The organism is Blastococcus sp. TBT05-19, from assembly GCF_003319095.1.
Taxonomy (GTDB): domain Bacteria; phylum Actinomycetota; class Actinomycetes; order Mycobacteriales; family Geodermatophilaceae; genus Blastococcus.
Window position 1 is genome coordinate 154,738 of sequence record NZ_QOHI01000004.1, and the last position, 24,158, is coordinate 178,895.

Below are 24,158 nucleotides of genomic sequence, written 5' to 3' on the forward strand. Positions count from 1 at the left end.
GCGCCCAGCGCGCCCTACCCGCGAAACTCCCCGCGCACCGCCCGGTCGCATGACAGTCCCGTGACATCGGCGTCCCCCGGCCCTCATCCGGCGGTCGCCGCGCGCCCATCGGCGGTAGGAAGGACCTCCATCCGCCGACCCGAGGAGGAGCACGTGACCGACCAGTCAGCGTTCAGCGAGCAGGTGGACGGCCGGACGGGCGTGGTGCGGGCGCGCGGTCACCTGACCGTGCAGGCAGCCGATCTGCTGTCGGGCACCGCATCCACCCTGCACCGCGAGGGGCACCGGCAGGTCCTGCTGGACCTGCAGGCGGTGCAGCGGACCGACGACGCCGGGCTGGAGCTCCTCGAGCAGCTCCGGACCACCATCGCCGCACGCGGCGGACGCGTCGTGGTCATCGCGCCGCGCAGCGCCGCCGAGTCCTGAGCCCCCCGCTCGACCTCAGGGCGACGGCAGGTTGCCGACCGGAAGCGTCCGGACAGGCACCACGACGACGTGGTGGAGCTTCCAGTCCACGGCGCGCACCGCGTCGCGGATGTCCTCGAGCTCCCCGAGGGCGATCCGCTCGTCGCCCGGGACCACGAACACCTCGGCGTGGAAGACGTGCCCCTCCTCGCGGACGCGGACCTGCACCGCCGCCACGCCCCCGTGGGCCATGACCGCGTCGCGGATCCCGTCCACCGCCGGGTGCACCGTCCGCCAGTCGTCGTGGACCGACGCGCGGGAGTCCATCAGGTCGCCCAGCGCCGTCCGCAGGTTCCTCCAGCCGTCGTGGGCGACGGACGCACCGATGAGGATCGCCGCGACCGCATCCAGCCACCACAGGCCGATGCCGATGCCGAGCACGCCGACGATGCCGGCGGCCGCGGTCTGCCAGTCGGCCTTGTTCATGTCCGCGTCCGCGTAGAGCACCTTGTCGTGCAGCTCGCGCGCGGGCCCGAGCTTCGCCCGGCCGAGAAGCACCGGGGGGACGAGCGTGTAGGTGAGCGCGGCGACCATCAGCCAGCCGGCCCAGAACGTGTGCCCGAAGACCGTCACCAGGCCGATCGGCGTGCGCTCCGCGGCCGCGAGCGCCAGCCCCGATTCCACGACCAGGAAGCTGCCCATCAGCAGCAGGGCGGTCGCCGCCACCAGGTAGCCGATGCTGACCGACCGGTGGAAGCCGTACGGGTGCTCGACCGTCGGTTCCTTGGAGCGGACGCGGTTGGTGACCAGGAAGGCGATCGGCGGGAGGAACGAGAGCAGGTCCTCGATCCACGCGGCCTTCATGGCCTGCGAGCTCCCGGCCGCCGCGTACATGGCTGCGACGGCGGTCACCAGGAAGGCGATCGTCAGCCACTCCAGGCGGACCGCCCGCTGCAGGACCTGCCTCTTGGACGCCGGCAGCTCGATGCGCTCCGCCAGCCCCGCCACGTGCTCCGCACCCCGGCGCCTCACGGTCGTGCACCGTCGACCCGCTCGGCGACCTCGGCCTCGTGCTGCTCGAGATGCCGCTCGAGGGCGACCAGCAGCGCGTTCTCGCCCATCCTGCTGGCCATCACGTGCGGTTCGGGCGATCCGGAGGAGCTCGTGACGACGACGTACGGGCGGGTGAGCGCGGCCTGCTCCATCCAGGGCGACTTCTCCGTCAGTCCGCCGATCACGACGTCGAGGGAGCCGGCGTGGAGCTGCTCGATCAGGTGCTCCTCGCCGCCGTCCTGCCACTCGAGCTCGGCGTCGATGCTCTCCGCGAACTCCTCGATCAGGTCGACCTCGACGCCGGTGCGCTCGCCGTCGTCGACCTCCGTCCAGGGTGGGTGCTCGCTCATCCCGACGCGCAGGACACCGCCGGAGGCCCGTTCGAGCGTTCCCTCCGTGTCGGCGGGGATCGCCGCGCACGCCGAGGACCCCACGACGACCAGGGCCGCCGCGACCGAGGTGATCAGACGGGTCGACATGGCGGCCCGAAGTCTAGGGCGGACCGGCGCACGCGCGCCTGCTCCACGGCCGAGCCCCCGGCACCGCGTGGCGGGTCGTCGGGACGTCCGCTCGAGAGGCACGCCCGACGCCCGCTCAGCCCCGCCGTCCCCGTCTCCGCGGACACTCGGTCACCGTCTCCGCGGACGCTCGGTCACCGCAGCACGGGCCGCGTGCCCCCAGGCACGAGATCTCCGGATCTGACCGATGCCGAAAGGCACGCCCGCCTGCTGGTTCCGGTCGAGGCCGCACTGCCGGGTGAGGAGCGCCCGCTCGTGGTGAGCCTCGGCCGCGTCGGCGCGCGGGCCCGGCCGCCGACGCGGACGACGCCGTCAGCTCGCCTGCACGAGCGACGGTCGAACGGCCGGCCGACCGCACCATCACCGGCCCCTGCGCCCGCGCGCGGACGTCTCGACGCGTCGAGATCGGGCGAGCACCCTGTGCGCACCGCAGCAGCCGTCGACGGAAGGGGCGCGGTCATGAAGGAACTGAAGTGCCGGGACGCAGGGTTCGACTGCGACGCCGTCGTCCACGGCGAGACGACCGACGAGGTCATGGCTCAGGCCGCGCCGCACGCCGAACAGGCGCACGGCGTGGCGGTCACACCCGAGATGGCCGACCAGATCCGAGGCCTCATCAGGGAGCGGTGATCCCGCGACCTCACGGGCCCTCGGCGGGAGCCCCACGGCACGGCGGGGTGCCGCCGAGGGCCCCGGGACCGTCGACGCCAGACCCGCCGCCGGTGCGCTGTTCGACGCAGCCGCGGTCCCGCGCAGCGGACCGTTGTCCCGCACCCGGGGACGCGAGACCATCTCGGGAGCGGGGGTCCCACGAACCACATCCCACGCGGAGACAGCCATGGAACCGACCTCGAGCACCACAGTCACCGAGACCCGGGTCGAGCACACCCGGGCGGAGACAGTCGGGACGCTGGCGATGGTGGCCGGAGCGCTGTTCGCTCTCGGCGCGCTGGTCAGCAGCGTCGTCGACTGGGCCTGGTTCGCCATACTCATCGGGTTCGCCCTGCTCGTCTACGTCGTCCCGCAGCTGCACCGCGTGCAGTCGCCGGCCGACGGCTGGGCCGGACGGGCGGGCAGCATGCTGGTGGCCGCGGGCGCCGGCCTGGTCGTCGCCCTGGGCGTGGTCTTCCTCGTCCTGGAAGCGGTCGGCGATCCCGGAGAGCCCGCGTGGGGCGACGTGCTGTGGATGATCGGCTTCCTCGCGTTCCTCGTCGGCATCGTGCTCTTCGCCGTCGGCAGCGCCATCGGCAGGAGGGTCCCTCCGGGCGCCCCGCTGCTCATGCTGTTCGGCCTCGTCGCCGCGGTGGCGATCGACATGGCAACCGGTGCCTTCTTCGAGGATGACTCGAGCACCACCGAGTGGGGCGTCTTCATCGGCGTCCCGCTGTTCGGGCTGGGCCTCGCGTGGATGGGCTACGCCCTCAGGACCGCTTCTGCCAGGCCCCGGGCGAGGAGCTGATCGACAGCCAGGCCTTGCGTGAGCCGGCGCCGTCGAGCGGGGCCGCCTGGGACGCCACGCAGCAGGTGCCGCATCTCCGTGCCGTGCTCGGGCGCGGAGGGCGAGCCCCCACGGTGCACCTGTGGGGGCTCGCGCCGTGCTGGTCCCGGTTCGAGGGCCGTCCGCGTGCTGTGCCACGCTCGGGCCCCGGTTCCACCGGGATCATGTCGAGGCTGCGGCCCACCCTGTGAGGACCGCGCCGCCGCCGCACGGACCGAGCTGAGAGGGACACCGGATGCAGACCGCCGAGCCAACGGAGCTGTTCGACCTGCGCATGAGCGAGGCGGCGCGCCCGCTCTTCGACCGCGTGGTCCGTTTCCTCGAGGACGTGGTCGCGCCGATGCAGGAGGAGTACTTCCGGCTCGGGGAGGCACGCAGCGACCGGTGGTCGTACGCGCCGGGTCAGCTCGAGGCGCTGGAGGGGGCCAAGACCAAGGCCAAGGAGGCCGGTCTCTGGAACTTCTTCCTCCCCAACTCCGAGGTCGGCGGCCTCACCAACCTCGACTACGCCTACATCGCCGTCGAGCTCGGCAAGTACCCGCTCGGCTCCGAGTCGCTCAACTGCTCGGCGCCCGACACCGGCAACATGGAGGTGCTGGAGCGCGTCGGCACCCCCGAGCAGAAGGCCCAGTGGCTCGAGCCGCTCCTCAACGGCGAGATCCGCTCCGCCTACGCCATGACCGAGCCCGACGTCGGCAGCTCCGACGCCAAGAACATCCAGCTCCAGGCCGTGCGCGACGGCGACGAGTACGTGCTCAACGGCGAGAAGTACTACATCTCCGGGGCCGGCGACCCCCGCTGCAAGATCATGATCGTCATGTGCCAGACGAACCCCGGCGCGCCGGCACACGCCCAGCAGTCGCAGATCCTCGTGGCGATGGACACCCCCGGCGTCGACGTGCTCGGCCCCATGCACGTGTTCGGCCGCGACGACGCCCCGCACGGTCACATGCACATCCGGTTCACCGACGTGCGCGTGCCGGCAACCAACATGCTCCTGGGCGAGGGCCGTGGCTTCGAGATCAGCCAGGTCCGCCTGGGTCCCGGACGGATCCACCACTGCATGCGCGCCATCGGGCAGGGCGAGAAGGCCCTCGAGCTGATGGTCCGCCGCGGCAAGTTCCGCGAAGCGTTCGGCAAGCCCATCCTGCACCTCGGCAAGAACATGGAGACGGTGTCGCGGGCGCGCATCGAGCTCGACGCCTGCCGGCTCATGGTGCTGAAGGCCGCCAAGGCAATGGACGTGCTCGGCAACTCCGAGGCCCGGGTCTACGTCTCGGCGGTGAAGGCGATGGTGCCCGAGAAGGTCTGCCAGATCATCGACCAGGCCATCCAGATCCACGGCGCCACCGGGGTCTCGCAGTGGACGCCGCTGGCCGACATGTACACCGCCCAGCGCACCCTCCGCCTCGCCGACGGCCCCGACGAGGTGCACCACTTCGTCGTCGCCCGCGCTGAGGCCGGTCGCTACGACGAGCCGGCACCCGGTCGCTCCGCTGCCCGGGGTGAGGGCGTCTTCGCCGGCCCCTGAGCGAACGGGGCCCGGCTCGGACCAGTTCGAGCCGGGCCACCGTGGTCGCCGTGCCGCCTGCTAGTTCCGGTTGAGGCCGTACTGCCGGGTGAGGAGCGCCCGCTTGTAGTGGGCCTCGGCCGTGTCGACCTCAGCGGTGGTCGCGGTCGGGCCGAACACACGCAGGATGCTGAAGACGAAGTGCCGACGGTGTGTCCCGTCGACCTCCGCAAGCTCGCGGAGCGCGACGTTGCCGCCGTGGCCGTCGCGCGCGTACGCGCTCCACCGGCCCAGCAGGCGCTCCGCGCCGTCCGCCTTCCCGACGTACAGCTCGCCGCTGCTGGTGTCGGCGACGAGGTAGACGCCCTGAACGGCGGCGAGCGCTGTCCGCCACTCCGCGTACCGCGAGTCCTCGACGACGGCCACCAGCTCGTCGTGCGTGACGAGGACGTTGTCGAAGCCCGGGAACGGCACGCGGGCGGGGTCGGCGATCTCGACCACCGGCATCTGATCGGCCCTGGCGCCTGCCTTGGCCCAGTTGATCGTGTCGGCCGACCACTCGATGACGAGCCGGTTCCGGAGCGACCCGAGGACGTCGGACGGGTGGAGATCGAAGTACCGCTGGACGTCGGTCCGCTCGGCAAGGACCTCACCCCTGTTCTCGTACGCGGTGAGGAACCGGGACCGCCGCTTGCCGTCCGCCAGGAAGTTCAGCCACAGAGCGGGCGGATCCCGGGGGATCTTGCTCTGCCGCAGCGCCTGGGCCCGGGAGTAGGTGAGGACGTTGTCGACCGCGGCGTCCTGCGGGCCGGTGAGGCCGTCGGTGCTGTAGGTGTGACGGACCAGGAGCACGTCGTCCGGCGGAATGCCCGCCACGTCCAGCAGGTCCGCGAGGGTGAGGTCGCCTCGCGACGAGGACGCCCCGGTCGGCTGCATGATCGGAACCTACCGGCCGCGCCCGGGGTGGGATTCGGCGTGAGATCTCACCGCGGTGCCGACGACCGCTCGTCAGCGAGCCGGCGCGCGAACAGCGGCGGCAGGTAGCGCAGCATAAGGGTCGACCACACCACGTGCGTGAGCACCGACGCCTGGATGCCGCCGGTGACCCTTCGCTGCTGCGCGAACAGCAGGCCCATCGGCACGCTCGCCAGCACGAGCGCCGGGTTGCGGGTCGTCGTCGTGGCCAGCCCGTAGACGGCGGTCGAGACGAGCACCGGCCGGGCCGTGCCCGCCGCGGCGTAGACCGAGCCGCGGAAGAACACCTCCTCGGCCACGCCGTTGGCCAGCGTGGTGGTGAGCACGAGCGGCGTCGTCCCCTGGTCGGCGTAGCGGAGCACCGAGCTGATCGCCCGTTCGAGGACCGGTATCCGCCGCGCGACCAGCGCCGCGGCGTAGAACGCGCCGAACGCCCCCACCCCGGAGACGACCGGCGTGAGCACCGGACGGCGCAGCTGCTCCCCCGGCCCGAACATCCGCCCGAGGTGCAGCGGCCCGGACGCCAGCCCGCCGACCACCCACGTGGCGGCGACCCCGAGGGTGAGCCCGTAGAACCGGGTCGAACCGGGCGGCGTCGACAGCGACACCCCCAGCAGCGACGCACCGGTGACCGCGGTGGTCGCGGTGACCCGCCGCCGGCGCCGGAACGCCTCGTCGCTCTCCCAGTGGTCGCGCGGCACGCTCCGCAGCAGCGGCCCGGCCGCCCGGGCCACCCGGGCGATCAGCGCACGGCCGCGGGTCACCGTCGGGCCCCGCGGCTCAGCCATCCGCCGCGCCGTTCGCCCGCCCGCTGCCGGCGCTGGCGCGCCCGCTCCACCAGGGCGGTCATCACCATCTCGTCGTAGTCCATCGGCTCGAAGGGCACGACCGAGCGGATGGCGTCGTCGGTGACGACCACCTCGTTGGTCATGGAGTCGATGAGCGAGCGGCCTGTGGCCAGGTCGACGTCGGTGACCAGGGCCAGCCAGCGCGAGGACAGCTGGGGGCTGAGCAGCGGCACGGGGACGACGAACAGGTGCCGGTTCTGGATCTCGGCGACCCGGATCATCATCTGCAGGTAGGTGAGCACCTCGGGGCCGCCCACCTCGAACACCCGCCCGGTGGCCTCCGGTGCCTCGAGGACGCCGACCAGGTACCGGACGACGTCGGCGACCGCGATGGGCTGCGTCCGGGTGCTGACCCACCGCGGCGTGACCATGGCCGGCAGGTGCGCCACGAGCTGGCGGGTCATCTCCCACGACACCCCGCCGTGGCCGACCACGATGCCGGCGCGCAGCACCGTCACCGGGACACCGGTGCTCCCCAGGAGCCGCTCGACCTCGCGACGGCTGCGCAGGTGCTTCGACAGCTGGTCGCCGTCCTGGCCCAGGCCACCGAGGTAGATGATCCGGCCGATCCCGGCAGCCGCGGCGGCCCGGGCGAAGGCGCGTGCCGCGTCGGCGTCCTTGCGCTCGAAGTCCGGGTCGTCGAGGGAGTGCACGAGGTAGTACGCGGCCTCGCAGCCCGCGAGCGCCGACCGCAGCGAGCCCTCGTCCCCGACGTCGCCGGCCACGGGTGTCCCGGGCCCCTCGTAGCGGTCCGGCCGCCGGGTCATCGCCCGGACCTCGTGCCCCGCCTCCTCGAGCGCGGTCGCCAGCCGGCTGCCGACGAAGCCCGATGCGCCGGTGACGAGGATCCTCACCGGCGCGGGACGGGGTGGCCGGCGTTCCACGAGTCGAGGATCGCGTCGATCCGCGCCCGGCGGTCTGCCAGCTCCCGGCGCGCGGCCGGTGTGTCCTTGCGGCGCACGGCCGCGGTGGCCGCCACCAGGTCCTGGCGAGCCGACTCGAACTCCGCGAGGAGTGCCTCCGGGCCGCCGTCGGTGGTCATCACGCTCATGACAGGTCTTCGTACCCGGCGGCGGAAGCGGATGCAGCGGCTCCGGCCCGTCACGGGGTGTCGGGCATACTCGCGCCGTGCGCGGCGGAGATCAGGGTGCGCGCACCGAGGTGCGGGTGCTGCCCGTCCCGGCGGCCCACGGCTACGTGGCGAGCCTCGTCGACGAACGGGTCCCCGGGGTGACGCTGGTCCGGCCCCCCGATGACGACGGCGGCTGGCTCCCCTCGGAGGCGCTGTCCCCCACGTGGGTCGCCGCGAACTCCGCCTCCTTCGACGTGCTGCACGTGCACTTCGGGTTCGAGGGACGCACGCCCGACCAGCTGCGCGAGCTCGTCGCTGCGCTGCGGGCCGCTGGGCGGGGTCTGGTCCTCACCGTCCACGACCTGGAGAACCCGCACTTCTCCCGGCAGGACGGGCACGACCGGCTCCTCGACGTCCTCGTCCCGGCCGCGGATGCGCTCGTCACGCTGACCCCCGGGGCCGCCGAGGAGGTGCGCCGGCGGTGGGGACGGCGGGCTGCGATCGTGCCGCACCCGCACGTGGCACCGCTGCACGAGATCGGCGTACCCCGCCCGGACCGCCCGCGCCGCGTGGTCGGCCTGCACCTCAAGAGCCTGCGGGCCAACCTGATGGCGCAGCCGGTGCTGCGCTCGCTGATCCGGGCGGTCGACCTCCTGCCGCGGACGGTGCTGCGGGTGGACGTGCACGCCGAGGCGCTCGCCCCGGACTTCCCCCGCCACGACGCCGGGCTGGTGCGGGAACTACACGAGGCGGCCGGGTCGGGTGCGCTCGACCTGCGCGTGCACGGCCGCTTCGACGACGCCGACCTTCTCGCCTACCTGCGGGAGCTGGACGTGTCGGTCCTGGCGTACGGCCACGGCACCCACTCGGGGTGGCTGGAGCTGTGCCACGACGTCGGCACGCCCGTGGTGGCGGGGAGGGTCGGTTTCCTGCACCAGCAACGAGCCCTGGTGCAGGTCGACCTGCACGATCCCGGGGCGCTGGCGGCGGGGCTGGAACGGGCGATGAGCGGACCACCCGCATCCGCGGCCACCGCGGCGGACCGCCTCGCCGAACGGCTGGAGGTCGCCACCGTCCACCGGGACCTGTACCAGCGCGTGGTCGCCGGTGCGACGCAGCGGTCCGCGGAGGCGTGCGCGTGATCGGCTGGTACGCGCACTCGCACGGCGCCGGCCACCGGCAGCGGCTGGTGGCCGTCAGCCGGCACCTCCGCACCCCGGTGACCGCGTTCGGCTCGGCCGCGGCCCCGGAGGGCTTCTCCGGGGAGTGGATCGAGCTGCCCCGGGACGACGACGGGCCGGTCGACCGGGCGTCGGCCACCGCGGGCGGCGCGCTGCACTGGGCCCCGCTGCACCACGCCGGGCTGCAGGACCGGCACGCCGCCCTCGCCGGGTGGATCGCGCGGGCCCGGCCGCGCCTGTTCGTCACCGACGTCTCGGTGGAGGTGACCGCCCTGGCCCGGCTGTGCGGCGTCCCGGTCGTCGTCTTCGCCATGCTCGGGGACCGCGACGACCCCGCCCACCGCCTCGGGCGCAGCCTGGCCACGGCCCTCGTGGCGCCCTGGCCGGCCCCCCGCGACGAGCCGGACGGCGGCGCGCAGGTGGTGCACGTCGGCGCGTTCTCCCGCTTCGACGGCCGGCCGCTGACCCCGGAGGCTTCCCGGCCGGGAACGGTGCTCGTGCTGTTCGGCAGCGGCGGCCGGGACGTCGGCGACGACGACTTCCGCGCCGCGCGCGAGGCCACCCCGGGGTGGACCTGGGAGTACCGCGTGCCGGGTTCCGCGGAGGACGCCGCCGGCGGGGAGGACGTGTGGACGTCCCTGCAGCGCGCCGAGGTGGTCGTCGTGCACGGGGGCCACAACGCCGTCGCCGAGGTGGCCGCCGCCCGCCGGCCGGCCGTCGTGATCGCGCAGGACCGGCCGTTCGGGGAGCAGCGCCGTCGCGCGGAGCTGCTCCGGGCCGAGGGCCTGGTGGCGCTCGACAGCTGGCCGGCGGCGCCGGAGTGGCCGGGTCTGCTGGACCGGGCCCGGGCCGCCGGTGCCGGTCCGTGGGAGCGCTGGGCACCGGGTGACGGTGCGCAGCGGGCCGCGGCCTTCCTCGACGCCGCCGCCGGGGACGGCGCATGACCACCACGGCGCTGCTGACCATCGTGCAGGGCCGGCACGACCACCTCCGCGGCCAGCTCCTCGGGCTGGCCGCGGTGTCCGAGCCCCCCGCCTGGCACGTCATCGCGTCGATGGGCGACGACGACGTCCGCGCCGTCGTCGCCGCGACGCCCGCGGCCCCGGGCACGCGCCGGGTCGTCGTCGACGTCCCGCTGCCCGCCGACGGCGAGCTGCCGCTGGCCCGGGCCCGCAACGCCGCGGCCGCCGCGGCGATCGAGCTCGGCGCCGAGCTGCTGGTGTTCCTCGACGTCGACTGCGTCCCCTCCCCCGGGCTCCTGGCCGGCTACGCCCGGGCGGCCGTCGATCCCGCGGTGCGCGCGGCCCCGGGCCCGGTGCTGCTGTGCGGCCCGGTCGCCTACCTGCCCCCCGGGGTGCGGGTCACCTCCCCGGCCGACCTGGCGCAGCTGCCCGCGGCGGCCCGGCCGCACGCGGCGCGCCCGGCGCCGGCACCCGGCGAGGTCGTCCTCGCCGACCCCTCGCAGTGGTGGCTGTTCTGGTCGCTGTCCTTCGCCGTCTCCGCTGCCGACTGGACGCGGTCGGGCGGGTTCTGCGAGGACTACCGCGGCTATGGCGGCGAGGACACCGACTTCGCGGCGACCGTCCGATCGCTCGGCGGTTCGCTGTTCTGGGTGGGCGGCGCCGATGCCTCCCACCAGCACCATCCCGTGCAGGACCCACCGGTGCACCACCTCGAGGCGATCGTCCGCAACGCCGCGGTCTTCCACGGCCGCTGGGGGTGGTGGCCGATGACCGGCTGGCTCGAGCAGTTCCGGGCCGCCGGGCTGGCCGACTACGACGCGGCCACGCGTACCTGGTCGGTCGCCGGCCCCTCGGCGGCCGCCGCGCGGAGCACGGCTTCGTAGCGGAGGACCATCGTCTTCGCCGACAGGTGCGACAGGGCGGCCTCCCGGACGGCGCGGCGGTCCAGAGCGGTGGTCGGCCCGATGGCCGCGGCCATCGCGGCGACGTCGCCGGCCGGGACGACTATCCCTACCTGCTGCCCCACGTGCGGCCGGAGCACCTCGCTGATGCCGCCCCGGTCGAAGGCGACCACGGGCGTGCCGCACATCGCGGCCTCCGCGGCGACCAGCCCGAACGGCTCGTCCCAGGCGGGCGTGACCAGGACGGCGTCGGCGCGGCCGACCGCCCGGGCCAGCGTCGCACCGCCCAGGTGGCCGTGCCAGGTGGCGCCGGCGCCCAGGTGCGGTGCGATCTGCGCGGCGAAGTACCCGGCGTCGGCGACCGGCCCCACCAGGTGCAGGTGCCGCCCGGCCTCGGCCGCCGCGGCGATCGCCAGGTGCGGGGCCTTCTCCGGCACCATGCGGCCGAACCACAGCAGGCCGCCCCCACCGCGTCCGAGCGCCCAGCGATCGGGGTCGACCCCGTTGTGCAAGACCTCGGCGCGGGGCACCCAGGGCTCCCACTGGCGGGCGGTGAATCGGCTGACGGTGGTGAAGGCGTGCGAGCCGCCACCCGCGCTCAGCGCGGCGGTCAGCCACGGGGTCGGCGGGGTGTGCAGGGACGTGACGGTCGGGACCGGCAGGGTGGTCGCCAGCGACAGCGGCAGGTAGTGCAGCGAGTTGTTGTGGACGACGTCCACCTGGCCGGCGTAGGTCGTCCGCAGCGCGTCGAGGACGTTCAGGTGCGCGTGGTGCTCGGTCATGAACGCCTCGGCCGGCATCGAGGGGTCGGCGCGGGAGAGCTCGTCGGGCCGCCACCCGCCTCCGGCGAGGACCTCGGGCTGCGCTCCCGTGCTGCCGGCCGCCGCGAAGAGCAGCACCCGGTGCCCGCGGTCGCGGAGACCGGCGACCAGACCACCGGTGAAGGACTCCAGACCGCCCGGGTAGGGCTCGGCGACCGGGTGGCTGCTGGGACCGAGCACGGCGATGGTCAGCCGGCGCCCGGGACGCCCCGCGGCGAGCGAGGGTAGGTCGCGCACGATCAGATGCAAGCACGCCGATCGTTGCCGAGCCCACCCGGTCCGCCGACCGGCGGCCGGAACCCCTCCTTAGGGTGTTTCCGTGACCGGACGGCGGCAGCACTACGCCCACTTCTACGGTCTGCTGCCGCTCCCCCGGGACGACCGGCCGCTGGTGCTGGTGCACGGCAACTGCCAGGCCGAGTCGCTGCGGGTGCTGGTGGACGGGGACGCGTCACCGGTGCGGACCGTCCGCGTGCCTCCCGTCCACGAGCTGACCGCCGCGGACCTGCCGCACCTGGACCGCCTGCTGGCCGAGATCGACGTCCTGGTCTCCCAGCCGGTGCGGAGCGGCTACCGCGACCTGCCGCTCGGCACCGCCGAGGTGCTCGCCCGTGCCCGGCGTCGGCCGGCCGCGGTCGTCGTGCCGATCATCCGCTGGGCCGCGCTGCACCCCTTCCAGGTCATCGTCCGCTCCCCGGCCGGAGACCCGCCGCTGGTGCCGTACCACGACCTGCGGACCCTGACTCTGGCCGCCGGCCGGCCCGCGCTGCCCGAGATCCCCTCGGCCGCGGCCGTCCGGGCGGTGCGCGACCTGTCGGTGCGGGAGCTGACCGTGCGCCAGGAGCGGCACGGGTCGCTCGACGTGGTGGACCTGCTGCACGAGGCCCGCTCCGCCGCCGCGCACACCGTCAACCACCCGGGCAACGCCGTCCTGGCAGGCGTGGCCGCCCGGATCCTCTCCGCGGCCGGGTTCCCCGGAACTGTCGTCGACCCCGGGCGCACGCTCCTGGACAGCGTGCACACCCCGGTCCTGCCCCAGGTCCTGGAGGCCCTGCGGCTCGACGGCCGGTCGGGAGCCGACTGGGTCGTCTCCGGGACCCGGGTCCCCGACGACGCGGTCCGCGACGCCCAGCTCCGGTGGTACGCCGACCACCCCGGGGTCGCCGAGGCGGGGCTGGCCCGGCACGCCGCAGCAGCGGCGGCGCTGGCCGCATGAGCGTCACCGTCCTGGCCGTCGGACCGGCCGAGCACGGGGTGACCGGCGAGGCGCTGGTGCAGGCGGCAGCGCTGCTCGGGATCGCGCCGGGTCCCGTGCACCTGGTGCGCCGGCCCGCGCTGCCCGCGGTGGGCGAGCTGCGCGCGGCGCTGCGCACGGCTCCCCCGGCCCCGCTGCTCGTGCACGTCACCGACAAGCTGTTCGGGGCGACGCCGGAGGAGGCGGCGGACGTCGTGGGAGCCCTCGCGGCGGAGCACCCGCTCGTCCTGGTGCTGCACGACCTGCCGCAGGCGAGCGACGGGCCGCGCAACGCCCCCCGGCGCGCGGCCGCCTACCGGCGGATGGCGCGGGCGGCCGCCGCCGTCGTCGTCGCCAGCCGGCACGAGCAGCGGCTCCTGGCCGCCTGCGGCGTCGACGCGCGCAGCGACGTCGTCCCCCTCCCCGTGCCCGACCTGCGCTCGGCGCGGGCCGTGGACGAGGCGGCTCCGCTGCGCGGCGTCGCCGTCCTGGGCTACCTGTACCCGGGCAAGGGGCACGAGGCCGTCGTCGCGGCGCTCGACGTGCTGCCCGCCGGGGTCGGGCTGACCGCCTGGGGCCGGCCGTCGACCGGTCACGAGGACCTGGCCGACGCCCTCGCCGCGCAGGCCGCCGCGCTGGGGCGCCCCTGCGTCGTGACCGGCTACGTGCCGGATGCCGACCTGCCCGCCCTGCTCCGGTCCCCGGTGGTGCCGGTCGCCCCGCACGAGCACCTGTCGGCGTCCGGGTCGATCAACTCCTGGATCGGCGCGGGCCGCCGGCCGCTGGTGCCGCGCAGCGACTACGTCGCGGAGCTCGAGGAGCGCTCGCCGGGATGCGTCCGGATCTACGACGACCTGCGCACCGCGCTGGTGCAGGCGTGGGAGGACCCGGCGAGCACCTGGCTGCCCCGCGGGGCGCCGGGTGGGCCCACGGCGGAGACGGCGGCGACACTGCTCCTGCCGGTGCTCGCGCGGGCCGCCCGGGAGGTGCGATGACCCCGGAGGAACCGCCTGCCGTCTCGGTGGTCGTGCCCCACTACGAGGCACCGCACGACCTGGACCTGGTGCTGACGGCGCTGGAGCTGCAGGACCACCCGCTGCACCTGCTCGACGTGGTCGTCGCCGACGACGGTTCGCGCACCCGTCCCGATCCGGGTCCGCGGCCGTACGCGGTCCAGGTCGTGGCGCAGGCGGACGAGGGGTTCCGCGCCGCGGCCGCGCGCAACCTCGGCGCCGGCGTGGCCCGCGGCGCGGTGCTGTGCTTCCTCGACGCCGACACGGTGCCCGAGCCCGGGTACGTGTCAGCCGTCGTCCGGCACCTCGCCGACGGCGCCGACCTCGTCGTCGGCCGACGGCGGCACGCGGATCTGGGCGCCATGTCCCCCGGGCGGCTCCGCCGCTGGCTGACCGAGGGCAGCGACGCCCCGGAGGTGCTCGGGGAACCGGCCTGGCTGGCCGAGGCCTACGCCCGGACCGACGACCTGCGCTCGGCCGGCGACGACGCGTACCGGTTCGTGATCTCCGCCGTGCTGAGCGTCTCCCGCCGCCTGTTCGAGGAGGTGGGCGGTTTCGAGGAGGCGTTCGGCTCCTACGGCGGCGAGGACTGGGAGTTCGCCCACCGCTGCTGGCTGCACGGCGCCGACTTCGTGCACGCCCCCGACGCCGTGGCCTGGCACGACGGACCGGACTTCGCCGGACGCACCCCGGACGCCGAGGCGCTGCGGTCCCGGAACGTCGAGGCCCTGGCGCTGGCCCGCTTCGTGCCCGGGCCGGCCACCCGCGGGCACGGCCTCGTGTGGGCGTACCCGGACGTGGTCGTGCGGCTGGACGACTCCGCGGTGCCCGACGCGCAGGTCGTGGCGTCGGTGGCCTCGCTGCTGGCCGGTTCGGACTGCGGGGTGTGGCTGCGCCGTGGATCCGCTGTCGAGGTGCTCGACGACCCCCGGGTGCACCGTGGCGAACCCTCCGCCGCGGTGCTGGCCCGGTGCCGGTTCCGGGTGGACCTCGACCGGCCGGTCGTCCTGACCGGCGCGACGCTGCAGGAGCTCACGGACGTCGCACCGGTCCGGGTCGGCGAGCACCTGGTCGTGCGCCGTACGCGGGACGGGCACCGGGGCGAGGGCAGCGCGGCGGTCCTCGACGAGCCCGGGGTGGCCGCTCCCGTTCCCCAGGACCTCGACCTGCAGCGCCGGTGGGGCCGGGCGGACCACCGGCGCCAGGTACGCCTCGAGCGGTCAGGCGACCCGGACGGCGAGGGGCGGCGGCGCGACGTCCGGTGACGGATGCAGCAGCGCCGCCAGCGTCTCGACGCCGTCCACCAGCCGGGGCCCCGGCCGCACCACCACGGCGTCGCCGTCGATCGCCCACACCGGTCGGCCGGGCAGGGCCGCTGCGACCGTGGCCGCCTGCTCCACCGCCCCCGTCAGGCCGAAGCCGCACGGCGCGACCACCACGACGTCGGGCTCGGCAGCGGCGAAGAAGTCCCAGTCCACCGGCACCGACCGCTGACCGGGCCGGCACGCCACCGGCTCGCCGCCCGCCGCCGCGACCTGGTCGGGGACCCAGTGCGCCGCGGGGAACGGCGGGTCCACCCACTCGACCACCGCCACCCGGGGCCGCGGCCGGCCGGCCACGCGGGCTGCGACCGCCGCCAACCGCTCCCGGAGCCCTCGCACGACCGCGTCCGCCCGCTCCGGGACGCCCATGCGCTCGCCGACGGTGGTGATCGTCGCGAGCACCTGGTCGAGCGTGTACGGGTCCAGCGCCACGACGTCGGCCCGGCAGCCGAGGTGCGCGAGCGCCTCGTCGACGTGCCCCGAGGGCAGCGCGCAGACCCGGCAGAGGTCCTGGGTGAGGATCACGTCCGGCGCGAGCGCGGCCAGGGCGTCGGCGTGCAGCGTGTAGAGGTCCTCCCCGGCAGCCAGCCGCCGGCGGACCGAGGCGTCGATCTCCGCCGGGGTCATGCCCGAGGTGTCCGCCCCGCCGACGACGACCGCCTTCTCGCGGCGGGCGGCGGGCGGCTCGTCGCACTCGAAGGTGACCCCGACCAGCTGGTCGGCGAGCCCCAGCGCGTAGACGATCTCGGTGGCCGACGGCAGCAACGACACGATCCGCACCGCGCCACCGTAGGCCGAGCCCCTGTCGGGCAAGCGCCGGCGTCGCTCCCTTTGCCGTCCCGCCGCCGCGGTCCTACGGTGCCAGCAAGCTGAGTGGCGCCCTGCTACCGCACCGGGAAACAGCTATGACCCTCCCGAAGGACGAAACGCCTGCCCTCGACCGCCGCTCGCTGCGCAAACTCATGGCCGCGGGGCTCATCGGTAGTTCGATCGAGTGGTACGACTTCTTCATCTACGCCACCGCGGCGGCGCTGGTCTTCGGGGAGCTGTTCTTCCCGGACGCGTCCCCGCTCATGGGCACGCTGCTGTCCTTCAGCACCTTCTGGGCCGGCTTCATCGCCCGTCCCATCGGCGGCCTCGTCTTCGGCCACTTCGGGGACAAGTTCGGCCGCAAGCCGGCGCTGGTCACCTGCCTGATCCTCATGGGCTCGGCCACGTTCCTCATCGGTCTGCTGCCGACGGCCGACTCCATCGGCGTGCTCGCACCGATCGCGCTGGTCTTCCTGCGGTTCCTGCAGGGCATCGCGGTCGGCGGCCAGTGGGGCGGGGTCATCCTCCTGCTCACCGAGAACGCCGGCCGGGACCGTCAGGGGCGCGCCGGCACGTTCGGCCAGATGGGCGTCCCGATCGGCGTCATCCTGGGCAACATCGTCTTCCTGGCCGTGAGCGCCACGACGAGCGCCGAGGCCTTCGTCTCGTGGGGCTGGCGCATCCCGTTCCTCGCCAGCGCCGTGCTGCTCCCCGTCGTCATGTTCATCCAGCTGCGGGTCGAGGACACGCCGGTCTTCCGCGAGCTGAAGAGTCACAGCGAGGAGGCCGCCGACGAGAAGGTGGCGCAGGCGCCGCTCAAGGAGGTCGTGCTCAAGCACCGTCGGCCGGTGCTGCTGGGGGCGGGCCTCCTCTTCGGCACCAACGCGATCTTCTACATCAGCATCGCCGGGGTCCTCGACTACGCCACCCGCGACCTCGGTGTGGACCGCGACGAGCTGCTCGCGATCACGCTCGCGGCCTCGGCGATCTCGGTGTTCGTCATCTACTTCAGCGGCGGCCTGTCGGACCGGATCGGCCGACGGCCCCCCATCCTGGTCGGCGCGGCGGTCATCGCCCTGTGGGCGTTCCCGTTCTTCTGGCTGATCGACACCGCGAAGCTGCCGCTGATCTTCGTGGCCCTCGTCGGCGGGCTGATCGGGTCCTCCCTCACCTACGGCCCGCTGGCGGCGTTCCTCGCCGAGATGTTCGAGCCGCGGATCCGCTACTCCGGTGCGTCGCTGGCCTACCAGCTCGCCGCCATCCTGGTCAGCGGGGCGACGCCGTTCATCATGACCGCGCTCCTGGCGGCCACGGGCTCGTCCGCCTCGGTGTCGGCCTACGTGTGCGTCATGGGCGTCATCACGTTCCTCTCGGCGTTCGTCCTGCGCGAGACCCGCACCAAGGACGAGATCCGCGGGGAGGCCGGCCGGGACCTGGCACGGACGGACTAGCCGACGGCGCCCTCCCCGGCCCGCGGGCCGGGGTGCCCGCCGATGACACCGTCCGTGGCCAGCCGGCTCAGGTCCTCGGCCTGCACGCCGAGCGCGGTCAGCACCGCGGTCGTGTGCTCGCCGACGGCGGGCGCGGGGCCGCGCGGGGCGATGTCGGCGCCCTGCACCCGGAACGGGGCGCGGACGGTCCGGTAGCGGCGTCCCGACGGCTCGCTGATCTCCGGGAAGAGGCCGTCGGCGGCAGCCTGCTCGTCGTCGGCGAACTCCGACACCGTGGACGCCGGGCCCCAGATGAAGCCGTGCTGGTCGAACAGCGCGCACCACTCCTTCAGCGGCCGGCTCGCGAAGAGCTCGTCCAGCAGGCGGGTCAGCTCCGGCATGTTCGCCGACCGCGCGGCCCGGTCGGCGAACCGCTCGTCCTCGATCCACTCCGGCCGACCGACCGCGGTGCAGAACGCCGGCCACCAGTGCGGCTCCGGCATGAACAGCAGGATCCACCGGGAGTCGGCGCAGCGGAACCCGCCGTGCAGCGCGTGCGGCCGGGCGATCCGGCCCTCCGGCGTCGGCCGCACCCCGTCGACCAGGGTCGCCGACAGGTCGCTCGACATCGTCCAGGCAGCCGCGCCGAGCAGGCTGACGTCGACGACCTGCCCCTCGCCGGTGGCCTCGACCAGCCGCAGGGCGGCGAGGACGGCGCCGAACAGCGCCAGCGCCGCGGTGTGGTCCCCCTGGGCCGGCCGGAGCCGCGGCGGTGCGGCGTTGACCGGCTCGCTCATGGCGTCGAGGACCGCACCGCGCCCGAAGAACGCCGTGAGGTCGTAGCCGGGGCGCGCCACGTCCGGACCGTGCGTCCCGTAGCCGGTCAGCGTGGCGTGCACCAACCGTGGGTTGGCACCGAGCAGGGTCGCGGGGTCGAGCCCGTACCTCGCCTGCCGCGCGGGCAGCAGGTTGCACAGGAAGACGTCGGCCCCGGCGGCCAGCCGGCGGACCAGGTCGGTCCCCTCCGCCTGGTTCAGGGCGACGGCGATGCTCCGCTTGCCCCGGTTGTCCAGCGCGAAGGCCGCATCGAGGGGCGGCTCCCCCTCGGGGACGGCCGGCTGGCGCGTGGCACCGCGCATGGCGTCGCCACGCAGGGGCTCGACCTTGACGACGTCGGCGCCCAGGTCGGCCAGCAGCGCGGCGGCGCCCGGCGCGGCCATCCAGTTGGCCACCTCGACGACGCGCACGCCGTCCAGCGGAGCGACCACGGCTTCCTCCTCTTCGTCGAGGTGGTGGCCCCCTGCAGGGGTCCTTGCTCAGTCCGCCAGGTAGTCGAAGACGCAGCCGGCCCGGCCCAGGGTGAGGTCGACCAGGATGTGGCTCGCCGACACGATCTCCCGCACGGGCAGGTCGGCCAGCGGCGCGAGGACGTGCTCGAACAGCTGGAGCCGGGCGGGGCCTGTCCAGGCCCCCTTGATCGTCATGTCGGTGATCTGGCTGCGGGCCAGCTCCAGGACGCGCGGCCGCCGGTCGTACCCCGGCAGCATCTTCAGCCCGTAGGTCGGCCGGCCGATCTCGGCCCGCGCAGCCTCCTCGGACATGGGCGCGTGCTTGTAGCCCATCGTCGCGGTGGCCACCCGCAGCGTGCCGTAGTCGAGGGTGCCGACGAGGGTGTCGGTGTCGACGTAGAGCCGGGGCGCGCCCATCTTCTTCGGGAAGGCGCTGATCTCCCGGCCGCTGGCGATGGACGCGAGGCTGTCGACGTACATGGCGTGCAGGTAGTCGGCCGGCTCGCCCTCGTACTCGACCTGCAGCACCTGCCCGGACTCGGTGAAGGAGCCCAGGCCGGTGACGTCGGGCATCCGCATGACCTCGAACCGCACGAGCGGCTCGACCACCTGCAGCGGCTCCGGCACGATCCGCCGCATCGCGTCGAGGTCGGTCCGGTAGAGGATGTTCAGGTACTCGCGGTCGGTGAAGCGGTACCGCCCCGACGGGTAGGCGGGCGCCCCCAGCGGCGTCGTCGACTGCCGGCGGACCTCCTCGATGTTCACCGCGCCTCCTCCGCCCGGGCCGCGTCGCGCGCCTCGATCACGGCGAGCTGGGCCCGGTCCCGCGCCTCGGTGTGCTGCTCGTACCCGCGGTCGCCGAAGCGGCTCTCGACCTGGCTGCTGATCAGCTCGACGGTCGCCTCGTCCAGCTCGGGCTGCTCGACCTTCTTCCACCGCCTGGCCATGCCCGGGCCGAGGTGCTCGAGGAAGTGCCGCATGCCGCCCGGCCCACCGCCGAGGTGGAAGCTCTCGAAAGGCCCGGCGGTCGCCCATCGCACGCCGATGGACTCCGTGACGATCTCGTCGAGCTCGGCGGCGCTCACCACTCCCTGGCTGACCAGCCACACGCACTCGCGGAACAGCGTCGACTGCAGCCGGTTGGCGACGAACCCGCTGAGCTCCTTGTGCAGGACCACGGGCTTCTTGCCGACCGACCGGTAGAAGTCCACCGCGCGCCGCACCGTCTCCGGCGAGGTCCGCTCCCCCGGCACGACCTCGACCAGCGGCAGGACCTCGGGCGGGTTGAAGGGGTGCCCGACCACGAGCCGCTCCGGCGTGCGCATCTCGCGTGCCAGGTCGCTGGGCATGAGCGCCGACGTCGACGACGCGATGAGCGCCTGCTCGGGAGCGGCCGCCTCGATCCGGGCGAACAGCTCCTGCTTGAGCGGCAGGCGCTCCGGCGCGTTCTCCTGGACGACGTCGACGCCGACGACCGCGGCCTCGACGTCGTCGACCACCTCGATGGCCGCCAGCAGGCGCTCGGCGTCGCCGGCCAGCTGCGGCTGCAGCGCGGCCAGGTGCCGCACCGCCCGCTCGACCTCCGGGCCGACGTCCGGGCGGGGGTCCTGCACCCGGACGGACAGCCCGTGCGCGGCGAACAGGGCCGCCCAGGACGACCCGATGGTGCCCGCGCCGATCACTGCGACGCTGCGCTGGACCTCGGTCACCGCGCCCCCCTCGGCGCTCGAATCTCGCCTCGGATCCGACCACAGCCGGCGACGATCGGCGAGCCGAGCCGTTGCCGGCCACACGCCACGTGCCACCACCCCGTCGATGACGGCGTCGACCCGCCGACCGGCTCACCCCTGCTCCCCGAGCCCCTGGCCCGGCAGGACTCAGTCCCTCCGGTGTGCCTTCGGCGGCACCGGCGATGCCGCCGCGGCCCGCTCCGCGGCGCCCATCGCCTGGACCGCCTCGGTCAGGATCCGGGTGCTCGTGGCGTAGTTGAGCCGGACACGGCCTGCGCCACCGGCCCCGAACGCCTCCCCGGCGCTGAGAGCCACCTTGGCCCGGTCGAGGAAGAAGCGTGTCGCACCGACGACGGTGGTGACATCCCCGGGCTCGGTCGTGCCGCCCTGGTCGGCTGCGATCCGGCCGGCCTCCAGGCGGGTGCAGTCCAGCCACGCGAGGTAGGACGCTTCCGGCCGCACCCACGACACCGTCGGCAGGTGCTCGCCGAGCAGCTCGGACAGCAGAGCGCGCTTCCGGTCCAGGCCTGCCAGGAGCGCATCGAGCCAGTCCCCGCCGTCGGTGAGCGCTGCGGCGTGCGCGAGAGCCGCGACGTGGCTGGGCCCGTGGCTGACCACCTCCGGCATGCGCCGCAGGTCAGCGGCGGCGTCGGCTCCCGCGACGAGCACGGCCGCCTTCAGCCCGGGCAGGTTCCATCCCTTCGACGCCGACAGCAGCGCGAACGCGTCCGTGTCGCCCGCGACGGACAGGTAGGGCACGAAGGTGGCGCCGGGCAGGACGAGCGGCGCGTGGATCTCGTCGGCGATGACGCGCACGCCGTGCTGCTCGGCGAGGCGGGCGAGGCGCAGCAGCTCAGCGGCCGTGTGCACGACCCCGGTGGGGTTGTGCGGGTTGCACAGGAGGTACGCCGCCCGCCGTCCACCGGCCCGCGCCCGCAGGAACGCCTCCTCGAGGACGTCGAAGTCCAGCCGCCCGCCCGCTCCCAGCGGCGCCTCGGCCACCTGTCGCTCGGCATGGTGCGGGAACGCGTAGAAGGGCGGGTAGACCGGTGGGCTCACGATCACCGTGTCGCCCGCTCCGGTGATCAGACGGAGGACCTCGACGACGCCGAGCATCACGTCCGGCATCAGCGCCGTCCGCTCCACGGGCAGTTGCTCCCACCCCCAGCGGCGGGCTGCGAAGCCGGCGAACGCCTCGGCGTAGCGGGTGCCGTGCGGGTATCCGGTGTCGCCGGACTCCGCCGCCGCCCGGATCGCCCGGACGACCGGTACCGCCAGGTCGACGTCCATCTCCGCGACCCACAGCGGCAGCACGTCGTCCGGGTAGGCGCGCCACTTCAGGCTCGTGCGCTGACGCAGCCGCTCCAGCGGAACGCCTTCGAGCGGGTCGGGCATCGTCTCGGTGCTCATCGGCTCAGCTCTCTCGCGGCGTCGACGGACCCCTTCGACGTCCGGGTCCCGGGCATGTCCCGCGGTCCAGGGTCCCAGCGCCCCGAGCCGTGCGACATCCCAGGTCGACGGCCTGCGGCGCGACGCAGGCACCAACCCTGTCCGCGCCACGCAGCAGCCACCAGAATGGCCGCATGCGCACCCGACCGACCAGCTCGCGAGCCGTGGCCGCCGGAGTCACCGCGGCGGCCACCACGCTGCACTACGCCCTGCCCGACCTGATCGCCGACCGGCGACGGCGCGGCTGGGCGAAGGCCGGGGTCCTCGCCGTCGCGGTCGCCGCCGCCGTTCCGGAGCTGCGGGCGGGCTGGGACGGCGCACGCGGGTCCGAGCAACCCGACGGCGAGGCGTCGGTCACCGAGGTGTTCCGCTCCCTCCCGCCCGCGCGCAAGGCCGTCGCCCTCGCGCCCGTGGCCCTCGTCCTCGGCGCCTCGGCCGGGTGGCTGGCCCTCGTGGAGCGGTGGATCTTCCGCCGCGGTCAGGCGCGGGCGGCCGCCGGGAAACGGTGGCCGCACACGGGTCCGGCGCTCGTGTACGGCGCCCTGGCCGGTGCGTTCTGGTTCATCGAGCCCCCGGCCGACCAGGACTGACCACCCGGACGTCGGACGGGCCCGTCACCCCACGTGCCAGTACCGCCGGATGAGCTCGTCGCGCCCGGCCGCGCCCTTCTTGGCCGCCGGGGCGTCGCGCAGCGCCGTGAGCACCGCGTCGATGAGCGCGGCGGGGAAGACGTCGTCGGCCTCGAACGCCCCGCGCTCGGCCTCGAGCGCGTCGGCGGACTCCGAGCACGAGGTGGGCAGCTGCTCGAACTCGTCCTCGTCCCGGTCGGCGGCCTCGAGCCGCTCGGCCTGCTCCAGGCTCCCGGGATCGGTCAGCCCGCGCCTCGCCGCGACCGCCATGCCGGCCAGCAGCAGGTGCACGTCGGCCGAACCGTCGCCCAGCCGCAGCTCGACGGTCTGGGGGTGCGTGGCGGGCTCCGGCACGGCCTCGGTGCTGCCGGGGTTGGCGTGGGCGACCATGCCGGGCAGCACGTCCCCGTTCCACGCCAGCGGCACCCGCACCAGGCCGGTGCGGTCCTTCTCGCCCCAGCAGACGGCGCCGGGTGACTCGTCGCCCTCGGCGAAGCGCAGGTAGGACGTCGGGACCGTGTTGCCGAAGGCGGTGAGCGCCCTGGTCGCCTGGAGGTAGCCGGCGACCAGCCGCCGCCCGGTGTCGCTGAGCCCGTCCTCGCCCACGACGGTGTTGACGCCGTCGCGCACCAGACGGCTGTGCACGTGCAGACCGTTGCCCGCGCCCTCACCGCTGACCAGCGGGGCGAAGGTCGCCTCGAGGCCGTGCGTGGCCGCCACCTCGCGCACCACCCACTTGGTCAGCACGAGCGCGTCGGCGGCCTGCTCCACGGGCACCGGCTGCAGCTCGATCTCGTGCTGCACCAGCTGCCGGTCCTCCTCGAGGACGTTGCCGACCTCGCCGTGGGCGTACTTCAGGCGCACCCCCATGGCGGTGAGGTGGCCCAGCACCTGCTCCCGGACCCGCTGCCCCTTCGAGAAGGGGCTCGACTCCTGGTACCCGCGCTCCTCCTCCACGGGGTAGATCCGATCGGGGGCGTCGACCAGGTAGTACTCCAGCTCGCCGAAGGCCTCGAGCGTCATCCCGGTCTCCCCGGTCAGGACCTCGGCGGCCCGGCGGACGATCTGCTCGCGCGCGTGCGGCAGCGGCCGGCCCTCCTCGTCGTAGAAGGAGCACAGCACGTCGAGCGAGGGCCGCTCGCCGAAGGGGTTGACGAACGCCGTGCGGTGCCGCGGGACGACGTACACGTCGCTGGCGTCGGTGTCCGTGCCGGCGAAGACGCTCGAGCCGTCCACGCGCTCCCCGCGGACCAGCACCTCCAGGAGGTGCTCGCGGGAGTAGACCGGGAAGGCGAGGGTCTTGAGGCGGCCGTCGCCCCCGACGTAGCGCAGGTTCACCTGGTGGAGGTCCAGCTCCTCGACCGCCCGCACCAGGTCGCCGCCGGTGAACCCGGCGGCGGGCTTGCCGAGCAGCCGGACGATCGGGTGGGGTTCGAACGCGTCGATGGGCATGGCCCGTTCTACCAGCGGGAGAGAGGAAGTTCCGGGCGGAGCCGACGCCGCCGGT

25 protein-coding genes are annotated in these 24,158 nt (G+C 74.6%); 12 read left to right on the forward strand and 13 right to left on the reverse strand.

What is annotated here, in order from left to right; translation table 11 throughout:
* The first annotated feature begins 153 nt into the window (after positions 1 to 153).
* Complete coding sequence (locus DQ244_RS12115; protein WP_113811741.1) at positions 154 to 426, forward strand: STAS domain-containing protein; 273 nt, start codon at positions 154 to 156, stop codon at positions 424 to 426.
* Between the two features lie 15 nt (positions 427 to 441).
* On the opposite strand, the gene DQ244_RS12120 is transcribed toward DQ244_RS12115, so the two are convergent.
* Positions 442 to 1,437 (reverse strand): cation diffusion facilitator family transporter, encoded by a 996-nt coding sequence (locus DQ244_RS12120; RefSeq protein WP_199580367.1) that lies wholly within the window; start codon positions 1,435 to 1,437, stop codon positions 442 to 444.
* A complete protein-coding gene (locus DQ244_RS12125) occupies positions 1,434 to 1,937 on the reverse strand; it encodes an ABC transporter substrate-binding protein (protein WP_113811743.1) in 504 nt (167 codons plus the stop codon). The genes DQ244_RS12120 and DQ244_RS12125 overlap by 4 nt, the downstream gene beginning before the upstream one ends.
* A 498-nt stretch (positions 1,938 to 2,435) precedes the next feature.
* Here DQ244_RS12125 and DQ244_RS12130 point away from each other — a divergent pair, with 498 nt between their 5' ends.
* The 3 genes from DQ244_RS12130 (at position 2,436) to DQ244_RS12140 (ending at position 5,005) form a co-directional block, all read left to right on the forward strand.
* Complete coding sequence (locus DQ244_RS12130; RefSeq protein ID WP_113812017.1) at positions 2,436 to 2,606, forward strand: DUF1059 domain-containing protein; 171 nt, start codon at positions 2,436 to 2,438, stop codon at positions 2,604 to 2,606.
* A gap of 208 nt (positions 2,607 to 2,814) precedes the next feature.
* Positions 2,815 to 3,435 (forward strand): hypothetical protein, encoded by a 621-nt coding sequence (locus DQ244_RS12135; protein ID WP_113811744.1) that lies wholly within the window; start codon positions 2,815 to 2,817, stop codon positions 3,433 to 3,435.
* A 274-nt stretch (positions 3,436 to 3,709) separates the two neighbouring features.
* On the forward strand, positions 3,710 to 5,005 hold the full coding sequence (locus DQ244_RS12140; protein WP_113811745.1) for an acyl-CoA dehydrogenase family protein: 1,296 nt from the start codon (positions 3,710 to 3,712) through the stop codon (positions 5,003 to 5,005).
* A 60-nt stretch (positions 5,006 to 5,065) separates the two neighbouring features.
* Here the strand turns inward: DQ244_RS12140 and DQ244_RS12145 are convergent, their stop codons facing one another.
* From DQ244_RS12145 to DQ244_RS12160, 4 genes are read right to left on the reverse strand one after another with little or no spacing between them, the layout of a single operon-like run.
* Positions 5,066 to 5,920 (reverse strand): GIY-YIG nuclease family protein, encoded by an 855-nt coding sequence (locus tag DQ244_RS12145; protein WP_113811746.1) that lies wholly within the window; start codon positions 5,918 to 5,920, stop codon positions 5,066 to 5,068.
* Between the two features lie 47 nt (positions 5,921 to 5,967).
* Positions 5,968 to 6,747, reverse strand: a complete 780-nt coding sequence (locus tag DQ244_RS12150; protein WP_113811747.1) for a CPBP family intramembrane glutamic endopeptidase — start codon at positions 6,745 to 6,747, stop codon at positions 5,968 to 5,970.
* Entirely contained in the window at positions 6,720 to 7,661 is a 942-nt protein-coding gene (locus DQ244_RS12155) for an NAD(P)H-binding protein (RefSeq protein ID WP_113811748.1), read from the reverse strand. Before DQ244_RS12155 ends, DQ244_RS12150 begins: the two co-directional genes overlap by 28 nt.
* The gene (locus tag DQ244_RS12160; protein WP_113811749.1) at positions 7,658 to 7,858 is read right to left on the reverse strand and encodes a hypothetical protein; all 201 of its coding nucleotides are present in this window, start codon (positions 7,856 to 7,858) and stop codon (positions 7,658 to 7,660) included. The genes DQ244_RS12155 and DQ244_RS12160 overlap by 4 nt, the downstream gene beginning before the upstream one ends.
* A 77-nt stretch (positions 7,859 to 7,935) precedes the next feature.
* On the opposite strand from DQ244_RS12160, the gene DQ244_RS12165 reads away from it, so the two are divergent.
* Genes DQ244_RS12165 through DQ244_RS12175 form a run of 3 tightly spaced genes read left to right on the forward strand, consistent with a single transcriptional unit; the run spans position 7,936 to position 10,906 of the window.
* Positions 7,936 to 9,021, forward strand: a complete 1,086-nt coding sequence (locus tag DQ244_RS12165) for a glycosyltransferase (protein WP_113811750.1) — start codon at positions 7,936 to 7,938, stop codon at positions 9,019 to 9,021.
* Entirely contained in the window at positions 9,018 to 10,004 is a 987-nt protein-coding gene (locus DQ244_RS12170; RefSeq protein ID WP_113812018.1) for a glycosyltransferase, read from the forward strand. The genes DQ244_RS12165 and DQ244_RS12170 overlap by 4 nt, the downstream gene beginning before the upstream one ends.
* On the forward strand, positions 10,001 to 10,906 hold the full coding sequence (locus DQ244_RS12175) for a glycosyltransferase family 2 protein (protein ID WP_113811751.1): 906 nt from the start codon (positions 10,001 to 10,003) through the stop codon (positions 10,904 to 10,906). The genes DQ244_RS12170 and DQ244_RS12175 overlap by 4 nt, the downstream gene beginning before the upstream one ends.
* Here the strand turns inward: DQ244_RS12175 and DQ244_RS12180 are convergent.
* Positions 10,834 to 11,982, reverse strand: a complete 1,149-nt coding sequence (locus DQ244_RS12180) for a glycosyltransferase (RefSeq protein ID WP_113811752.1) — start codon at positions 11,980 to 11,982, stop codon at positions 10,834 to 10,836. The genes DQ244_RS12175 and DQ244_RS12180 overlap by 73 nt on opposite strands.
* A gap of 82 nt (positions 11,983 to 12,064) precedes the next feature.
* Here DQ244_RS12180 and DQ244_RS12185 point away from each other — a divergent pair, with 82 nt between their 5' ends.
* The 3 genes from DQ244_RS12185 to DQ244_RS12190 are packed head-to-tail and all read left to right on the forward strand — an operon-like array spanning position 12,065 to position 15,257.
* Positions 12,065 to 12,961 carry a WcbI family polysaccharide biosynthesis putative acetyltransferase gene (locus tag DQ244_RS12185; protein WP_113811753.1) on the forward strand — a complete coding sequence of 299 codons (897 nt, stop codon included), beginning with the start codon at positions 12,065 to 12,067 and terminating at the stop codon, positions 12,959 to 12,961.
* A complete protein-coding gene (locus DQ244_RS19435) occupies positions 12,958 to 13,974 on the forward strand; it encodes a glycosyltransferase (protein ID WP_158544549.1) in 1,017 nt (338 codons plus the stop codon). The genes DQ244_RS12185 and DQ244_RS19435 overlap by 4 nt, the downstream gene beginning before the upstream one ends.
* Entirely contained in the window at positions 13,971 to 15,257 is a 1,287-nt protein-coding gene (locus DQ244_RS12190) for a glycosyltransferase family 2 protein (protein WP_158544551.1), read from the forward strand. Before DQ244_RS19435 ends, DQ244_RS12190 begins: the two co-directional genes overlap by 4 nt.
* On the opposite strand, the gene DQ244_RS12195 is transcribed toward DQ244_RS12190, so the two are convergent.
* Positions 15,213 to 16,094 (reverse strand): ABC transporter substrate-binding protein, encoded by an 882-nt coding sequence (locus DQ244_RS12195; protein ID WP_113811755.1) that lies wholly within the window; start codon positions 16,092 to 16,094, stop codon positions 15,213 to 15,215. The two genes, DQ244_RS12190 and DQ244_RS12195, sit on opposite strands and share 45 nt — an antisense overlap.
* Before the next feature lie 125 nt (positions 16,095 to 16,219).
* On the opposite strand from DQ244_RS12195, the gene DQ244_RS12200 reads away from it, so the two are divergent.
* Positions 16,220 to 17,575, forward strand: a complete 1,356-nt coding sequence (locus tag DQ244_RS12200; protein WP_113811756.1) for an MFS transporter — start codon at positions 16,220 to 16,222, stop codon at positions 17,573 to 17,575.
* Here DQ244_RS12200 and DQ244_RS12205 read toward each other — a convergent pair.
* The 4 genes from DQ244_RS12205 to DQ244_RS12220 all read right to left on the reverse strand — a co-directional run bounded on the left by DQ244_RS12205 (position 17,572) and on the right by DQ244_RS12220 (position 21,983).
* Positions 17,572 to 18,822 (reverse strand): CaiB/BaiF CoA-transferase family protein, encoded by a 1,251-nt coding sequence (locus DQ244_RS12205; protein ID WP_113811757.1) that lies wholly within the window; start codon positions 18,820 to 18,822, stop codon positions 17,572 to 17,574. The genes DQ244_RS12200 and DQ244_RS12205 overlap by 4 nt on opposite strands.
* Positions 18,823 to 18,870: 48 nt before the next feature.
* Positions 18,871 to 19,608, reverse strand: coding sequence for an acetoacetate decarboxylase (locus DQ244_RS12210; RefSeq protein WP_113811758.1), 738 nt, complete (start codon positions 19,606 to 19,608; stop codon positions 18,871 to 18,873).
* The gene (locus DQ244_RS12215; protein WP_113811759.1) at positions 19,605 to 20,552 is read right to left on the reverse strand and encodes a 3-hydroxyacyl-CoA dehydrogenase NAD-binding domain-containing protein; all 948 of its coding nucleotides are present in this window, start codon (positions 20,550 to 20,552) and stop codon (positions 19,605 to 19,607) included. Before DQ244_RS12215 ends, DQ244_RS12210 begins: the two co-directional genes overlap by 4 nt.
* 168 nt (positions 20,553 to 20,720) lie before the next feature.
* Positions 20,721 to 21,983 carry a MalY/PatB family protein gene (locus DQ244_RS12220; protein WP_113811760.1) on the reverse strand — a complete coding sequence of 421 codons (1,263 nt, stop codon included), beginning with the start codon at positions 21,981 to 21,983 and terminating at the stop codon, positions 20,721 to 20,723.
* Positions 21,984 to 22,156: 173 nt separating this feature from the next.
* On the opposite strand from DQ244_RS12220, the gene DQ244_RS12225 reads away from it, so the two are divergent.
* Positions 22,157 to 22,612 (forward strand): hypothetical protein, encoded by a 456-nt coding sequence (locus DQ244_RS12225; protein ID WP_147251518.1) that lies wholly within the window; start codon positions 22,157 to 22,159, stop codon positions 22,610 to 22,612.
* Positions 22,613 to 22,636: 24 nt separating this feature from the next.
* On the opposite strand, the gene DQ244_RS12230 is transcribed toward DQ244_RS12225, so the two are convergent.
* Positions 22,637 to 24,103: a glutamine synthetase beta-grasp domain-containing protein gene (locus tag DQ244_RS12230; protein ID WP_113811762.1), complete on the reverse strand. Its 1,467-nt coding sequence runs from the start codon at positions 24,101 to 24,103 to the stop codon at positions 22,637 to 22,639.
* Between the last annotated feature and the right edge of the window lie 55 nt (positions 24,104 to 24,158).

What these genes read in the sequence shown, in the direction of transcription:
- DQ244_RS12125 (WP_113811743.1), bottom strand. Translation starts at nt 1,937, where the DNA reads ATGTCGACCCGTCTGATCACCTCGGTCGCGGCGGCCCTGGTCGTCGTG.
- DQ244_RS12130 (WP_113812017.1), top strand. Translation starts at nt 2,436, where the DNA reads ATGAAGGAACTGAAGTGCCGGGACGCAGGGTTCGACTGCGACGCCGTC.
- DQ244_RS12135 (WP_113811744.1), top strand. Translation starts at nt 2,815, where the DNA reads ATGGAACCGACCTCGAGCACCACAGTCACCGAGACCCGGGTCGAGCAC.
- DQ244_RS12140 (WP_113811745.1), top strand. Translation starts at nt 3,710, where the DNA reads ATGCAGACCGCCGAGCCAACGGAGCTGTTCGACCTGCGCATGAGCGAG.
- DQ244_RS12145 (WP_113811746.1), bottom strand. Translation starts at nt 5,920, where the DNA reads ATGCAGCCGACCGGGGCGTCCTCGTCGCGAGGCGACCTCACCCTCGCG.
- DQ244_RS12150 (WP_113811747.1), bottom strand. Translation starts at nt 6,747, where the DNA reads ATGGCTGAGCCGCGGGGCCCGACGGTGACCCGCGGCCGTGCGCTGATC.
- DQ244_RS12160 (WP_113811749.1), bottom strand. Translation starts at nt 7,858, where the DNA reads ATGAGCGTGATGACCACCGACGGCGGCCCGGAGGCACTCCTCGCGGAG.
- DQ244_RS12175 (WP_113811751.1), top strand. Translation starts at nt 10,001, where the DNA reads ATGACCACCACGGCGCTGCTGACCATCGTGCAGGGCCGGCACGACCAC.
- DQ244_RS19435 (WP_158544549.1), top strand. Translation starts at nt 12,958, where the DNA reads ATGAGCGTCACCGTCCTGGCCGTCGGACCGGCCGAGCACGGGGTGACC.
- DQ244_RS12190 (WP_158544551.1), top strand. Translation starts at nt 13,971, where the DNA reads ATGACCCCGGAGGAACCGCCTGCCGTCTCGGTGGTCGTGCCCCACTAC.
- DQ244_RS12200 (WP_113811756.1), top strand. Translation starts at nt 16,220, where the DNA reads ATGACCCTCCCGAAGGACGAAACGCCTGCCCTCGACCGCCGCTCGCTG.
- DQ244_RS12220 (WP_113811760.1), bottom strand. Translation starts at nt 21,983, where the DNA reads ATGAGCACCGAGACGATGCCCGACCCGCTCGAAGGCGTTCCGCTGGAG.
- DQ244_RS12225 (WP_147251518.1), top strand. Translation starts at nt 22,157, where the DNA reads ATGCGCACCCGACCGACCAGCTCGCGAGCCGTGGCCGCCGGAGTCACC.
- DQ244_RS12230 (WP_113811762.1), bottom strand. Translation starts at nt 24,103, where the DNA reads ATGCCCATCGACGCGTTCGAACCCCACCCGATCGTCCGGCTGCTCGGC.